The organism is Phocaeicola fibrisolvens (assembly GCF_025567125.1).
Classification (GTDB): Bacteria; Bacteroidota; Bacteroidia; order Bacteroidales; family Bacteroidaceae; genus Phocaeicola; species Phocaeicola fibrisolvens.
In genome coordinates this window covers 23,584-39,130 of sequence record NZ_JAOQJI010000001.1, presented here as the reverse complement: position 1 = coordinate 39,130, position 15,547 = coordinate 23,584, and the positions used below count along the sequence as shown (strand labels likewise).

The 15,547-nt window shown below is 41.6% G+C and carries 10 protein-coding genes; all 10 read left to right on the top strand.

Features of this window, described 5'->3' with window-relative positions; genetic code table 11:
• Nucleotides 1-3 precede the first annotated feature (3 nt).
• Nucleotides 4-3,117: a glycoside hydrolase family 2 TIM barrel-domain containing protein gene (locus tag OCV81_RS00145; protein WP_148327663.1), complete on the top strand. Its 3,114-nt coding sequence runs from the start codon at nucleotides 4-6 to the stop codon at nucleotides 3,115-3,117.
• Nucleotides 3,118-3,643: 526 nt separating this feature from the next.
• Nucleotides 3,644-5,680, top strand: a complete 2,037-nt coding sequence (locus OCV81_RS00140) for a tetratricopeptide repeat protein (RefSeq protein ID WP_148327662.1) — start codon at nucleotides 3,644-3,646, stop codon at nucleotides 5,678-5,680.
• A gap of 4 nt (nucleotides 5,681-5,684) precedes the next feature.
• Nucleotides 5,685-6,446: a LytR/AlgR family response regulator transcription factor gene (locus OCV81_RS00135; RefSeq protein WP_148327661.1), complete on the top strand. Its 762-nt coding sequence runs from the start codon at nucleotides 5,685-5,687 to the stop codon at nucleotides 6,444-6,446.
• A gap of 368 nt (nucleotides 6,447-6,814) precedes the next feature.
• On the top strand, nucleotides 6,815-9,019 hold the full coding sequence (locus OCV81_RS00130) for a caspase family protein (RefSeq protein ID WP_262639816.1): 2,205 nt from the start codon (nucleotides 6,815-6,817) through the stop codon (nucleotides 9,017-9,019).
• Between the two features lie 26 nt (nucleotides 9,020-9,045).
• Nucleotides 9,046-9,723, top strand: a complete 678-nt coding sequence (locus OCV81_RS00125; protein WP_148327659.1) for an outer membrane beta-barrel protein — start codon at nucleotides 9,046-9,048, stop codon at nucleotides 9,721-9,723.
• A gap of 9 nt (nucleotides 9,724-9,732) precedes the next feature.
• Nucleotides 9,733-10,770, top strand: coding sequence for a hypothetical protein (locus tag OCV81_RS00120; protein ID WP_262639814.1), 1,038 nt, complete (start codon nucleotides 9,733-9,735; stop codon nucleotides 10,768-10,770).
• Nucleotides 10,757-11,230 (top strand): hypothetical protein, encoded by a 474-nt coding sequence (locus OCV81_RS00115; RefSeq protein ID WP_262639812.1) that lies wholly within the window; start codon nucleotides 10,757-10,759, stop codon nucleotides 11,228-11,230. Before OCV81_RS00120 ends, OCV81_RS00115 begins: the two co-directional genes overlap by 14 nt.
• A gap of 11 nt (nucleotides 11,231-11,241) precedes the next feature.
• Nucleotides 11,242-13,284: a fibronectin type III domain-containing protein gene (locus OCV81_RS00110; protein ID WP_148327658.1), complete on the top strand. Its 2,043-nt coding sequence runs from the start codon at nucleotides 11,242-11,244 to the stop codon at nucleotides 13,282-13,284.
• A 7-nt stretch (nucleotides 13,285-13,291) separates the two neighbouring features.
• Entirely contained in the window at nucleotides 13,292-13,930 is a 639-nt protein-coding gene (locus OCV81_RS00105; RefSeq protein ID WP_148327657.1) for a hypothetical protein, read from the top strand.
• Between the two features lie 96 nt (nucleotides 13,931-14,026).
• Nucleotides 14,027-15,484, top strand: coding sequence for a hypothetical protein (locus OCV81_RS00100; protein ID WP_148327656.1), 1,458 nt, complete (start codon nucleotides 14,027-14,029; stop codon nucleotides 15,482-15,484).
• Nucleotides 15,485-15,547: the final 63 nt, after the last annotated feature.

Sequence of the window (15,547 nt, the reverse complement as noted above, 5' to 3'; positions counted from 1 at the left end):
TCCATGAAAAAACAATTAGTGTTAGGAATCTTAGGTGCTTGTGTGCTCTCGGGCAGCGCACAGACGTTCAAAGAATGGCAGGACCCCGAGGTTAATGCCATCAACCGGGCACCGATGCACGCAAACTTCTTTGCGTATGAAAACGCAGAAATGGCCGCCAAGGCAGTCAAGGAAGACTCCAAGAACTTCATGAGCCTGAACGGCACTTGGAAGTTCTTCTGGGTACGAAACGCCGATGCCCGCCCCACGGACTTCTGGAAAGTCGGCTTCAACGACAAGGGATGGGATAACCTGCAAGTACCGGGCGTATGGGAGACGCAGGGATATGGCGACCCAATCTACGTCAATGTAGGTTATGGATGGCGTGGCCGCTTCGCAAACAATCCTCCCTACGTACCGACCGAACAAAACCATGTAGGCTCTTACCGCCGGGAAATTATGGTGCCGGCCGACTGGAGCGGCAAAGACATCATCGCTCACTTCGGAGCTGTCAGCTCCAACATGTACCTGTGGGTGAACGGCAAGTTTGTGGGCTACAGTGAAGACAGCAAACTGGAAGCAGAATTTAACCTGACCCCGTACCTGAAACCGGGACAGAAGAACCTGATTGCCTTCCAGGTGTTCCGCTGGTGTGACGGCTCGTATCTGGAAGACCAGGACTTCTTCCGCTATACCGGCGTGGCACGCGACTGCTACCTCTATACCCGCAACAAGAAACGCATCGATGACATCCGCGTCACTCCCGACCTGGACAGCGAATACAAGAACGGCTCACTGGCCATCACCCTGAACCTGAAAGGAAACGGCAATGTCAGCCTGGAACTGCTGGATGCAAAGAACCAGACCGTGGCTTCTACCGAAGTGAAAGGTTCCGGCAAGGTGGCTGCCACCCTGCAAGTGGAAAACCCGCAGAAATGGAGTGCGGAAACACCTTACCTGTACACCTTGCGTGCAACCCTGAAAGACGGCAGCAAGACCAGTGAAGTGGTACCGGTGAAAGTCGGTTTCCGTAAAATTGAACTCAAGAACGCACAGATTCTGGTCAACGGCCAGCCGGTACTCTTCAAAGGAGCCGACCGCCACGAAATGGACCCCGACGGCGGATACGTGGTTTCACGGGCCCGCATGATTCAGGACATCCAGATTATGAAGCAGCTCAACATCAACGCGGTGAGAACCTGCCACTATCCGGACGACAATTTCTGGTATGACCTCTGCGACAAATACGGTATTTATGTCGTAGCCGAAGCCAACATCGAATCCCACGGAATGGGTTACGGCGAAGAGACACTGGCCAAAGAACCCAGCTACAAGAAAGCCCACCTGGAGCGCAACCAGCGCAACGTGCAGCGTGGCTTCAACCACCCGAGCATCATCTTTTGGTCACTGGGTAACGAAGCCGGCTACGGTCCGAACTTCGAAGCCGCTTACGACTGGGTCAAGGCTGAAGACCCAAGCCGTGCCGTACAGTACGAACAGGCCCGCATCGACGGAAAGACAGATATCTACTGCCCGATGTATGCCGACTACAAGTGGTGCGAAGAATATAGCAAGAACGACAAATACCAGAAACCGCTGATTCAGTGTGAATATGCACATGCCATGGGTAACTCCGAAGGCGGCTTCAAGGAATACTGGGATTTGATTCGCAAGTATCCGAAATACCAGGGAGGATTCATCTGGGACTTCGTCGACCAGTCTATCCGCTGGACCGGCAAGAACGGTAAGATGATTTATGCCTATGCCGGCGACTTCAACCGTATGGACGATTCCGGCGACAAGAACTTCTGCGACAACGGCCTCATCAGCCCCGACCGCAAACCGAACCCGCACGCCTACGAAGTACAATACTTCTACCAGAACATCTGGACCACTGCGGGTGATCTGTCCAAGGGAGAAATCAAGGTGTACAACGAGAACTTCTTCCGCGACCTGTCGGCCTACGCACTGGAATGGGAAGTGCTGAAAGATGGAAAAGCCATCCGTAGCGGACGTGTGGACAACCTGAACGTGGCTCCTCACCAGACTGCCACCGTGAAACTTGACCTGGGCAAGACCTGCCAGTGCGGCGAATGGCTGCTCAATGTGAAATACATCCAGAAGAACCGCGAAGGCTTGCTTCCGGCAGGCTCCGTAGTGGCTAAAGACCAGCTGGTACTCAATCCGTACAAAGCTCCGGCCATGGACCTGAAGAACGTAACAGCTACCAACCAGCAGGTGGTTGAACCGCAAATCAACCCGAACTATCCGGACTACATCGCCGTGAAAGGCGACGGATTCTACATGGAATTCAGCAAACGCAACGGATATCTGGACAAATATGATGTAAATGGAGTAAGCATGCTCAAAGAAGGGGAAGCCCTGACACCGAACTTCTGGCGTGCCCCGACCGACAACGACTTCGGTGCCGGCCTGCAAAACAAGTATGCGGCTTGGAAGAACCCGGGCATCAAGCTCACCGACTTCAACTACAAGGTAGAAAACGGACTGGCAGTGGTAAATTCCACTTACGACCTCACAGAGGTATCGGCCAAACTGTATCTCACCTACCAGATTAACAACGAAGGTGCCGTGAAGGTAACTCAGAAGATGGTGGCCGACAAGAACGCCAAGGTATCGCCGATGTTCCGCTTCGGTATGCAGATGGTCATGCCGAAATCCTTTGAAAAGATTTCCTACTATGGCCGCGGCCCGATAGAAAACTACAGCGACCGCAACCACTGCACCGACCTGGGCATCTACAACCAGAACGTAAGCGACCAGTTCTATCCGTACATCCGTCCGCAGGAAACCGGAACCAAGACCGATATCCGCTGGTGGAGACAGTTGAACATGGCTGGCAACGGACTGATGTTCGTGGCTGAAGCACCGTTCTCCGCTTCTGCCCTCCACTACACCATCGCTTCTTTGGACGACGGCACGGAAAAGAAACAGAGCCACTCCTTCGAAGTAGAAGAAGCCGACCTGACCAACCTGCTGATTGACAAGGCACAGATGGGTCTGGGTTGTGTCAACAGCTGGGGTGCCCTGCCGGAAGCCCAATACATGTTGCCTTACGGAGACTATGAATTTACTTTCATCATGACTCCGGTGAAAGGCTACATTGCATGCGAATAAAATAAAAGCATACATACGAATAACTGCAACGCCTCGGCCTCCACAAGCCGGGGCGTTCGTTTTATCTGCCAACTGCTCCCTCACAACAGTTTCCTTATTCCAAACATAAAAACGCCCAAAAGATAAAGGAAGAACCTCTTGTCACTGTTTATGTCTTCCTACGCGGAAACATACGTCTACGTGTCGGAAGCCATATATCTCCGCAAAGGGAAACCTACGTTTTGCACAAGGAAACCCTAAAAAATAGACAACCGTTTGCGACAAAGGTCTTCATCGTTTCTACAAATCTCAATATCACCCATTTAAGCCATGGCAGACTTGTTTTACCTCAATCAAATTTTACATCCTACTCTAAACCTAATAAATGACCATATACACTTATTTTTTTACCAAGTAAGCTTAATTTATATAGGAAAACGGTTCTCTGCCATTGTTAAGGATTCTGAAAAATTTTATATTTGCATAAGAAAAGGCATGTTATAATCTATATCATAAAGAATTTATTCTATGTAAAATATATCGATATATGAAAAAGAATATCAAACATTTCTATAACCACCCTGCGTATATTTTATGTGGTCTGCTGCTATACATGTTTATCTCATGCACACCCAAACAGAACACCTACCACACACAGCGGAATGCAATAGACACCTTCCTTATCAATCGCTACGATTCCATTTATACATATCCAACACTCATGGAACAACGCTTCCGTACAGCTCAAACAGGGTTAACGGATAGCACATCCTATTACAAGTTGGAATTATTCTCCAGCTACTGCCTTTTTCTCCAAGGTTATGCAGACAGTGCTTTATGGATGAACCGGCGAGTGGAAAACTATTGTCTGACACATCCTCATAGCAATGCGCTAGCTGCCCAATGCTGGAACCATCGCTTCGCTATCCTTCAGGCACTATCCCAAAGAGATTCGGCTATCGCCTGCCTGCATCACGCGTATGACGCCCTGATGTTATCGGACGACCGTTCAGAACTGGAAAACATCTGCATCAACCTGGCAGACCAATACAGACAAAAGGGAGAATTAGCCAATGCCTCCCGCTATTATCGACGCGCCTTATGGCTGGTTGATTCATTGGGATCAGAACGTATCCGGTTCAGTATTTATACAGGACTGGCACAAGTGTATGCCGACTTGCATAACTTCCGACAAGCCCATCACTATTTTGACATGGCTGAACAAAATCCGGAACCACGCCTCAGCTACGAGAACTACATCTATTACAATTCAAAAGGAAACTGTTATTACTTTGAAGAGAAATACCCCGAAGCCTTGCAATGTTTCAAACGAGCTTATGAAGTGTGTCGGCAATTTAACCAACCCTCGTATGATGCGCTGATTGAAGCCAACATTGGAGAAATCTATACACTCATGAACCGCAACGATTCTGCACACTATTATTTGAATAAATCCTATGCCTACTTTCAAAACGATTCCACTACCAGTGAAGAAGTCATGTTTTATCTCAATAGTCTGCAAGCCGCACTGGCATTAAACGAAAACCGACTGGACAGCGTGAACTACTATCTGTCCAAGCCATACGACGCCTTGAAAATAGGTCCGCTTTACATGTATCTGCACAATAAACGCTTTATGGAATATTATGCCCGGAAAGGTGATTTTGCCCATGCTTACCATTATCGGGCAGCCATGAACCAATATGATGATTCCATGCGTAACCTGCGCCATATCAACAACATCACAGAAATAGACTACCGCTACCGCCAGGATACCACCCTGTTAAAACGCGATGTAATGATAGCCCACAACCGTGAACAGCTCTCTGCCCAACGCAACACACTGATACTCGTGTTGTCATTACTGGTTATCTCCATCTTGGGTGCAGCACTCATCATTGTGCATATCAACCGTAAAAACGAGCGTAAATTCAACCAGCAACTGGCACTTGTGTCAAGACTACGTATGGAGAACGTAAAGAACCGCATATCCCCACACTATGTGTTTAACGTACTCAACACCGTGATGCCGATTTTCAAACAATATCCCGACCTGTCTCACTTACTAAAGCTTTTTATCCAGGTACTACGCGGAAATCTGTTGGTCTTCGACCAAATCACTGTCACCTTACAGGATGAAATAGAACTGGTAAAGAACTATGTCGCCCTACGCCAGGAAACCACTCCCCACACGCCGACTACCAAATGGGAAATAAATCCTGCAGTCCCCATGCAAATGCTCATACCTTCAATGAGTATACAGATACCCGTAGAAAATGCACTCAAATACGCATTCGACGGTGAGCCCTCAGCAGATGCTTGCCTGCTGGTACAAATTGACGTAACCGAAAAAGGAATATTAATCCACATCCGCGATAACGGCTGCGGATACGACCCCGGACACGGCGACCACTCAGAAAGAGGAACAGGCAATGGACTAAAAATGTTATTCCGCACCATAGAGCTGCTCAACGGAAAAAATACGGAAGCTATGGAATTCCATATCGAAAATCTTTCCAACCAAGGCCAAAAAGGCACACTGGTAAGCCTTTACGTTCCATTCAACTATCAATTCAAACTTTAAACAAATGACTACAAGCATTACGACTATTATCGTTGACGATGAACCCAATTCCATCCGTAATTTGGCGGATGACCTGGCCGTTTATCCAGAAATAAATATTCTGGACACTCAGACTTCTCCACAAAAGGCCAAAAAGAGTATCATCCAATATCAACCCGATTTATTATTTCTCGACATTGAGTTTCCCACAACCAACGGAATCGAATTATTGCAGGAAATCAGACCTTATATGTACAACAATATGCATGTGGTATTCTATACCGCATTCGACAAATACATGATTGACGCATTGCGTGCCTCTGCCTTTGACTATCTGTTAAAACCTTACCAATCGGAAGAACTGCTCCAGATTGTAGAACGCGTAAAGCATGAAAAAGGCAACAATCCGATTAATTTTGAACAGGCCATGCACCAGCTACTCAATAAAGATTGCAAATTCGCCGTGCAAACGGTCAACAATCTGCTGCTGCTCCGTGATTCCGAAATACTCTATTTCCAGTACTCCAACGAAAACCGTTGCTGGAACATGACACTCACAAACATGAAACAGCATCGCCTGCGACTAAGTACCAAAGCACGCGACATCCTAAATTTACATCCTTCCTTCATCCGCATCAACACAGATTGCATCCTTAACATTGACTATCTGTCTTCCATTGAAAACAGCACGCTGCGATGCATCTTATATGCTCCTTTCAATAATCTGGAATTAATTGCCAGCCGACGTCATTACAGCAAAATAAAAGAAGCCTTAAAATTGCTGTAAAATTATAACCAGTTAAACTCCTTTTTCAACCGATTGAATGCCTCAATTACGCATTTAATCGGTTTCTTTATTTTTCACTATTTTACATTTATTTTCTGTTGTTTACTTTTGTGAATACAATAAGGCAGAACTCCATTCTTTTCCTATCATGAATAGAGTCCCTATCCTGTTATTGCATAATCAAGTTTATTGGTATACAAAGGTGAAATATGAAAACAGAATTCAGAATAAAAAATAAGCGCACTGAAATTCTATAATAAACAAACAGGAATGAACCCTAATGGAAAAATTAAATCTGCGCTAATTCAATTCTTCCAACAAGCTAAATATATTAAATAATGAAATGTAAAGGTAAGAAAAAAACTAGCATGATTCCAACGATATGTTGCGCTTCTATGCTCATGTGTGGAATGACTGTATATGGACAGAAATCTTCTTCCATAAATCCGATAAAAACCTCAGTCCTTCCCAATGTAGGTTGGCGGGATATCCAGTCAGACAAAGAAACCTCCTTTGATATGAACAATCCTAGCTGGCCCAAAGTCACTGCCAATCTGAAACAAAAAGATTTAATTTCCGTTTTACCGGAAAGTTACTGTGTGATTTCTGATTTTGGAAGAAAACCCAATCGAGGAATGATGACATTCTTACTTGAGGTAAAACTACAAAAAGGAAATAACATCACATTCAATGCAGAACAGAACATCGTATTGGAAATTAAAGGAAAAACCTATAAAGCCCTACCATCAAAAACTTTAACCTTAACAAAAGATGGCATTCTGAAAGGAGAAATCAATATACCACTCAGGAAATCATTAAAAAAGAATCGCACAGCCACTCTTTATGTCACAATTGGAAATGACAAACATCGTTTCGAATTAGGTGGACGTGCCTACGGACGTACCCAAGAATTAGCTTTGGTTCCCTATTATCCTTTATGGATGGACGTCAAGAAGAAAGAAGAGCCAAAGAAAGAAATAGCAATTGTTGAAAAAGCTGTCAAGAAAGCAGAAGATGTAACCAATGAAATCAAAGGAGACTTAAAAGAGCTTTTAGCAACCATGATTTCAGAGTTACGTGCACAGAAGAAATTGACAGAAAACACACAAGTAGATGTCAATGCGGAAGTAATGCCTGAAGTAAAAAAAGATGGACAGGTAGAATATAACATGAAGGTTCGTTATGATGTTCAGGTCCTTTCTGAACATTTAAAGAAACTGAGAATCGATGAAGGCACAGAAGACTGGCCATCAGGGAAATATCGGCTGAAAGATTCCCAAGCAGCCCTTCAAACAGCAGGTATTATTAAGAGTACAATTGAATCCAAACTGGAACAATATATCGCACCTGGAACAGAAGTAACAGTAAAGATTATTGGAAGTACAGATGCCAGCCCATTCCGTAACGCAGTTGCTTATGACGGAGCATTTGGAGATATTCAAGATGCTGAGTATTTTGTAAACGGTTCATTCGGCTATGTATCAGTCAATACCAAAGACGGAATCAGCAGTAATGAACAATTAGCTTATCTACGTACACTGGATATCAAGAATTTTATGCAAAAACATATTGGTGCATTCCGTGTAGCAAATGTACATTATGAGCATTTCGCAGAAGTAGCAGACAAAGTAGGAGCTAAATATCGCCGTGTAGCTGTAGAAGTAACCATCCATAATGCATTCCAAAAAGACTATCCGGAAATCGCATCATATAAAGAAAATGTATATGAACGAACATCAGAGGTAGATACAAACATTCCTGAAACAACAGCTAAATCAAACGCAGTAGCTGTAGTAATCGGTAATACCGATTATCAGGTAGCAACAGGAAAGCAAGGCAGCACGAAAGTTGGTCCTGTAAAATATGCAGTGAATGATGCGACTACCATGCGAGATTATTTGGTTAAAACCCTCGGATTAGACGAGAAAAATATTCTATTTAAAACCAATGCTGATAAAAAAGATTTTGATGATATTTTCGGAACAGACAATCAAGAAGGTGAATTGGCTAAATTAGTTGCATCCACAGGAAGTAAAGAAGTATATTTCTATTATTCCGGACATGGATATCCTTTCATGGGAGAACCCTATTTATTGGGAGTTCGTTCCAATCCGAAAAGTTGTAAAGAACAAGCCACCTCATTACAGAGCATCTACCGTATATTGAGTGCACTACCAATAGATAAAGTAAATGTCATTACAGATGCTTGTTTCTCTGGACAGGAAATTTCCATGGAAGCATCTGCCACTGAATTCGTACGCCGTCCCAAACCTGATAAATTGGCTAAATTCGTGATACTTTCAGCGTCAGGTGAAGACCAATATGCCAATTGGTACAAGGAAAAGAAACATGGTTTGTTCTCTTACGTCTTGTTCAAAGCAATGCAAGATAAAGCAAAATCAGACTTAAATGGTGATGGAGTGCTTTCTTTCGATGAGCTATATAAATACTTATCTGATACTCAAAGTTCTGGCGTACCTTATCTAGTAAAAGAACTGGAAGGTGATCAAGTTCGTCAAGATCCTGTCATTCAAGTCAGTGCACGTAAAAATGATGTATTTGTAAAATATTAAGTTCAACAAAAATAAGTTTGAAAACAATGAAGAAAATATATATAAAAATCGTATGTATATTGTGTATGATATGGGCTTTTTCTTTGAATGCCAATGCACAATGGCGTTTTGGAATTGAAGGAGGAAGTGGAGTACATCCCGCATATTTATATGATCCGGAGGGTTTCTTTATGGGAAAAGATAACACAGGACGTTGGGTACATCAAGCTAACATCATGGGAGATTATTTATTGCCACGCCAATGGACTCCCAATTGGCTAACACTTTCGCTGCGCACTGGTGCTGGATTTATGTGGGCAGAAGATTGTAGTAGTTTTAATACAGAAACAGGAAATACCTTCACTAGAGCATATGGAATTGACATACCTTTTGAAATTGAATTTAAATATCTTCTTTCTAACAAAATCCGTTTTTATCTAAATGGAGGTGGAACATTTTTTTATGCAATACACAGTGGACGTGAAGATTCATTCAACTTCTTTAGCAGCGATTCCCTCATAAAATCCACTCATTTAGGCTATCAATTTGGAGCTGGATTCGAATTTGGTTTTTTCCGTATCGGTTATAAGAACTTAAGTTTAGCTAAGACATTAACGGATGGTGATTATGGTAATAGATTGAAATCCGCTCACTGCCTTTCAATTGGCTTTTGGTTCAACGGAAGTCGTTTCTTAAAAAAACATTCTAGTTTAAATGCCTTCTAATCAATATATATGCGGCAATTAGCTAATAAAATAATACTTTGGGCAGTGTGTGTAACAGTATGGAGCAATTACACACAAGCCCAAGTATTTCAAGGTACTCCTCCATCCGACTGGGTAGTAGTAGAAGGTACCACTTCTATTAAAGTTCCCGACGGAGAAGATTTCAAGCAATCAGATTTAATCAATATGGCCCAACAGGAAGCCATTGAGAAAAAATTCGGTACCTCTATCACATACGGAAACTTTATGAAAAGTTATGAAGGTGAGTTAGATAGTTATGAACATTATCTGGATTTAACCTCCCAGTTTCCACAAGGTATCTGGAAGGCAAATCTGGCAGAACCCAGTTTAACTTCCCATGAAACAGAAATTCTTCGAATGAATCGTTGGGGACGTTTAAAAAAGAAAGTTTCCGCAACGGAATGGACCTGCCGAGTTAAAGGATATGCGCAACCTCTTAATCAGATACTACCTCAATTTGAGTTTCAGATACTGAATGGACATAAGCAAATCATTGCAGAACAAAAAATTCAGGACTCTGAAACTCATCTGACGGTGGGGAATGATTCGGTCTTCCATCAAGGAGATTTATTCATTACCCGCTTTCGGAGTACAAAATCTGGGCACCTTGTCTTATTTATGGATAATGGAGAGAATGCTTTTCGAATGTTGCCTTATGCTGCTTTTGAGAAAGATGATGATGTAAAAATTGAAGCCAATCAATGGTATTCATTTTTCGACCTTTCTGCTGTTCCCTATAAAGACCGACAAACTGTAGATGAGCTGGAACTGATGACCGACCAAAAATACGATGTCATACGTATTTATTACCTTTTCTCGGAAACTCCTTTTACAAAAGATTTCTTCTTTAACATAAAAGGAGAAAATCAGAAACTACCGGAAGGTTATAGTGAACTTCCTTCAGTGACTTCTGCTGAATTTGCCCGTTGGTTACAACAAAACCGAGTACGTAAAACAGACTTACAGATGAGTATTGTCGATTTGATTATTGATAACTTAAAAGAAATAGCACATGAAAAAAAGTAGCCTGATCTTTCTACTGTTATACCTCCTGCAAAGTTTTACAGTATGGGGAGCCGATAATGACAAGAATTATTTTGTAGCTACTCAGACTGCAAGTGCATCTTCTGTAACTGTAGCCAGGCAAAAAGCAATGCTTCATGCCCGAAATCTTTTGGCTACAATGATTAATGGAAAAATTAAAAATGTATCAGAAAGTTATATCAGAAACCAAACCAACACAGGTGAGTCGGCAGATGAATTTATTACAGAAACTCAAATGGCAGTCAAAATGCTATTAAAAGGAGCCAAGATAACTGATGAGTCTGTCATAAGTGAACAAAAAGGGAAATACACGGTCTGTATAACCTTACAACTTAGAAAAGACGAATGTCTCAATACATTATGCCACACTTTATCAGAAAGTGAATCGACCCAAAATAGTTTCCAAAAGGATTTGTTCATGCAATTATGGAAAAACGAATAAAAATAAAACTTATGAAAGCCTATTTTAAATTATTAATGTTGATTCTAGTATCAACGTTGTATTACGGGTGCTCTCAAGACCCTTATGACTGGAGCGGAGGAAAAACGACCGTAGCCATCAAAGAAATTTCATCTCCTATAGTAAGATATGACATGATTCGAGTACAAGCGAAATTAGATATTAGAGGAGCCCAAATAGATAACATCTATTTTGTCTTGTATAAAAACGAAGGAGGTAACTGGAAAGTTGAAGATGAAAGAGCTCCGTCTTTAGTAGATGGTACCTCTGATACATATCTCCTCGAATTCGGTGGATTAACAGCAAATACACAATATAAAGTGGCAATCCGTATATGGGCCAATGGTTCCGAAGATCCAATCATAGAGCAAGAACTGAATGTAACTACAGCATCAGCAGAATTCACCCTAACAACCGAAAATGCAGTAGCACGCAATCAGTATGTCGTGGATTTATACGGGAGCTTCCGTTCAGAGGAAATTAAAGCCACTCAAGATATGCTGGGTTTTGTCGTATCAGAAACAGATGCAAACCTAGAAACTATCGACTTATACCCTTGTCTAGAAATAAACTCAGACGGTTCTTTCTCTACAGTTGTAGACGGGCTGAAACCTGGGACCAATTATTACTATGCAGCTTGTTTTGTCTATGCAGGGAAACGATATCTAAGCGAAATTAACACTTTCCGTACACAAGACATAGAAATCACGGAAGGAGATATTATTGATTTAGGCCTCGATGTAAAATGGGCCAGCTGTAATCTAGGCAGTAATACACCTGAAGAAGCAGGAAAGTATTATGGATGGGGAGACCCTCATGGCATTTCGTCCATGAATAGAGATGATTACCCAAAATTAGACAGCATTAGCGGAAGTGGATATGATGCAGCCTGGTATCAGTTAGGTGAATACTATCGTATACCAACAGCAGACGAATGGAATACATTAAAATCTAAATGCTCATGGGAATGGGTCGTTTATAAGAATGTACATGGATACAAAGTGACAGGTCCTAATGGAAACAGTATTTTCCTTCCTGCCGCCGGATGCCGTTTGATGTCCGACGGAGGTATAGGATATGTAGGAGCACAAGGGTTTTACCGCATTGGCACACAAACCCAAGTGGGTGACTACGTCAGACACTTCCTTTTAACTGAAGATGAATATTATAGCAATACTTCCCCTCGTGAGTGGGGTTGCTCAATTCGCCCAGTATATGATAGTCGGGTGTCTTGTATTACTGGAGGAAGTACCAATATCACAGCCACATCCGCTTCTATTCGACAAGGCTATGTAAAATCCTCAAATGTCAACCTCACAGAATGGGGAGTATGGTATGGCACAAAAGAGTATCCCAATATAAGAAGAGAAGGAGCTATGTGTACATCTGATAATCAAGACCAAATAGATGTAGAGCTACAAGGACTCTTGATTAATACTACCTATTATTTCTGTACTTATGCAAAAGCTGGCAATCAAGTCTATTTCGGAAAAGTAAATAAATTTACTACCTCCGCTGAAGCAAAAATTTCAACGGAAGAAATTGTAGACTTAGGACTAAAAGTATTATGGCGAGGATATAATTTAGGAGCTCAATATCCAGAAGAACAAGGGGCCGAGACTAGATGGGATGAAATGTTCAATGAAGATCCATTAACTGAAAATATCTGCAACACTAAGTATGATTTAGCACATGCAAAACTCGGAGGAGACTGGCGTCTTCCTACACGTGATGAAATTACAGAACTAATTACCAAATGTATATGGCAACGTATAATCTATAAAAATATTGATGGATTTCAGGCAATAGGGCCCAATGGAAATAGTATTTTCTTTCCCCAATTCGATTATTCATCGGGAAACTGGCAATTCCGTGATTTTGAGGATACAGCTTACATGTCTGGTATGTGCCATGCTATTCATGATGGTAGTGGAGCCATGTATGCATTAGGTTTTAATGAAAAAGATGTTTCGTTAGTAAGTTCTTATTCTACAAAAAACAAGGAAACAATTATCCGTCCAGTACAAGATAAATAATAAAAATATGAAAAATCTGATTACATTTCTGCTGGCATTGTTATTAATGGTACCAGCAGCTGAGGTTCAGGCTCAGAACAAGGCACTGGAGAAAGCGTTGAAAAAAGAGTTCAAAGCCAAACAAAAAGAATTCAAAAAAGGTGGATGGAAAATCTACGGTACATCACGCAGTGAGGACGTTATTTTACTAAAGCATTTTGACAAACTTTCCAACATGGGAGAGGATGCGGTGGAGGTTGTAGGAGTAGCCTCCAATTTTAAATCAAAAAATGTAGGTATACAGATGGCATACAATAATGCAGTCGTAACGTATGCACAACGTGCGGGCAGCCAGGTAAAAGGACGTGTGGTATCCGACATCTCAGGAGACGGAACCAATGCAGAAAGCGAATTTGAACATTTTTATGCTGCCTACGAACGGGAAGTAGAGAAAGAAATCAAAGGAGAACTTGAACCCAGTTTTTCTGTCATACGTGACAATGGAAATGGTACATTTGAAATGCAAAGCTATTTTATTGCAAGCGAAAGCGCCGCTACTAAAGCCCGTATCCGCGCTTACGAAAATGCAATGAAAGAATCGGCCGCAGCACAGAAATATGCAGGAAAAATCAGTGAATTTATAAAAGAAGGAGTAAACGGGGAATAATCCTACAGGTTATAAATTTAATTTATGCGTCGGGAGGTATTGAAACGTTTTTCTTAGAACAATCATACATCTCGACGCTTTTTTAATATCATAAAAATGAAGCAGAAGAAATATATAGGGATATTTATCATGTTATGTTTTATAGGAGAACTCTTTGCACAAACCCCCAATAACTCATTTCAGGAATTTCGCGAAGGTGTATTAGGACGTTATTCAGCCCACCGCACCCACGTTCTCAACGAATATGCTAAATACTTGAAAGGAGTATGGCAGGAATATCAAAGTTTTCGTGGTATCACCTCGGATTCTTGTCCCAAGCCTAACAGACAGCCCCAGTTCTCCCCCAAAGCACAACCATCCGTTCCAATACAATTGGATCCTGTCTCCTTTCAAATACCCAATCCAGACAAGCAACCTACACTTCCTATATCCCAACCAAGGAAACCTAAGCATGATGATTCTCAGAAATATTTCGAATTATCCTTCTATGGGATTCCCCTTCAATTGCCAGAACCCAACAAACCTTTTTCACTTACCTCCTATACACCAGAAGCAATCAGTGATTACTGGGATAAACTTCTAAAAGAAAACGACTACAAATATTTAATTTCAGAACTGAAATACATAGCTGACCAGCTTGTCTTAAATGACTGGTTGAGAACTGAACTGATTCGCTGTTATATAGATCAATGGTTAGCTTCTTCCACTCCGAATACACGCATCATTTTTCGTCATTTTATACTCACATACATGGGATATAACATCAGATTAGGACTTACAAAAGAAAAACAACTCGTGCTAATGATACCTTTTGAACAAACTGTATATGCACGAACATATCTTCAATTAGGAGGAAATAAATATTATATATTTTACGATTCAAAAGCAGAAGAAAAAAAACTTCCTTCCATCTCTACTTGTAATCTTCCAGAACGATTTTCTACCAGGAAAAGCATAGATTTGTCATTTCAGACTCCTCTTGCTCTTCCCAATATTCAACCCATCGAATTCCAATTGACAGACGGCAATTTATCTGTTAACGGAACAATATCAAAAGCCTTAATCAGCATGTTAACACATTATCCTCAAATGCCGATACCTACTTATGCAACGTCCACATTACTAGATGATGTACGACAACACATCGTAGAACAACTAAAAACACAATTAGCCGGACTCGAAAAATTGGAAGCATTAAATGCATTACTCCATTTCGTTCAATATGCTTTCCGCTATGCAACCGATAAACAGCAATTTGGTTATGAAAAGCCCTTCTTTCTTGAAGAAATTTTATATTATCCAGCATGTGATTGTGAAGACCGTTCCATATTCTTTGCGTATTTAGTAAGGAATGTATTGAACATTGACTGCCACTTGATAAACTTCCCGGGACATGAATGTACAGCCGTTGAATTTTCATATCCCATAAAAGGTGTCAACTATTCATATAAAGGGAAAAAATATTATATTTCAGACCCAACCTATATTGGAGCTACGATAGGAATGTGTATGCCGGACTATCTGCAAATACAACCTGTAATTGAACTCTGGTAGGCTAACAACAATTACTATAAGCATAATGTACATAAATGCAGATTACATAGTCTTTACATGCAC

Bases quoted from the DNA above. Each gene is read 5' to 3' on its own strand.
- OCV81_RS00145 (WP_148327663.1), top strand. From the start codon at position 4: ATGAAAAAACAATTAGTGTTAGGAATCTTAGGTGCTTGTGTGCTCTCG.
- OCV81_RS00140 (WP_148327662.1), top strand. From the start codon at position 3,644: ATGAAAAAGAATATCAAACATTTCTATAACCACCCTGCGTATATTTTA.
- OCV81_RS00135 (WP_148327661.1), top strand. From the start codon at position 5,685: ATGACTACAAGCATTACGACTATTATCGTTGACGATGAACCCAATTCC.
- OCV81_RS00130 (WP_262639816.1), top strand. From the start codon at position 6,815: ATGATTCCAACGATATGTTGCGCTTCTATGCTCATGTGTGGAATGACT.
- OCV81_RS00125 (WP_148327659.1), top strand. From the start codon at position 9,046: ATGAAGAAAATATATATAAAAATCGTATGTATATTGTGTATGATATGG.
- OCV81_RS00120 (WP_262639814.1), top strand. From the start codon at position 9,733: ATGCGGCAATTAGCTAATAAAATAATACTTTGGGCAGTGTGTGTAACA.
- OCV81_RS00115 (WP_262639812.1), top strand. From the start codon at position 10,757: ATGAAAAAAAGTAGCCTGATCTTTCTACTGTTATACCTCCTGCAAAGT.
- OCV81_RS00110 (WP_148327658.1), top strand. From the start codon at position 11,242: ATGAAAGCCTATTTTAAATTATTAATGTTGATTCTAGTATCAACGTTG.
- OCV81_RS00105 (WP_148327657.1), top strand. From the start codon at position 13,292: ATGAAAAATCTGATTACATTTCTGCTGGCATTGTTATTAATGGTACCA.
- OCV81_RS00100 (WP_148327656.1), top strand. From the start codon at position 14,027: ATGAAGCAGAAGAAATATATAGGGATATTTATCATGTTATGTTTTATA.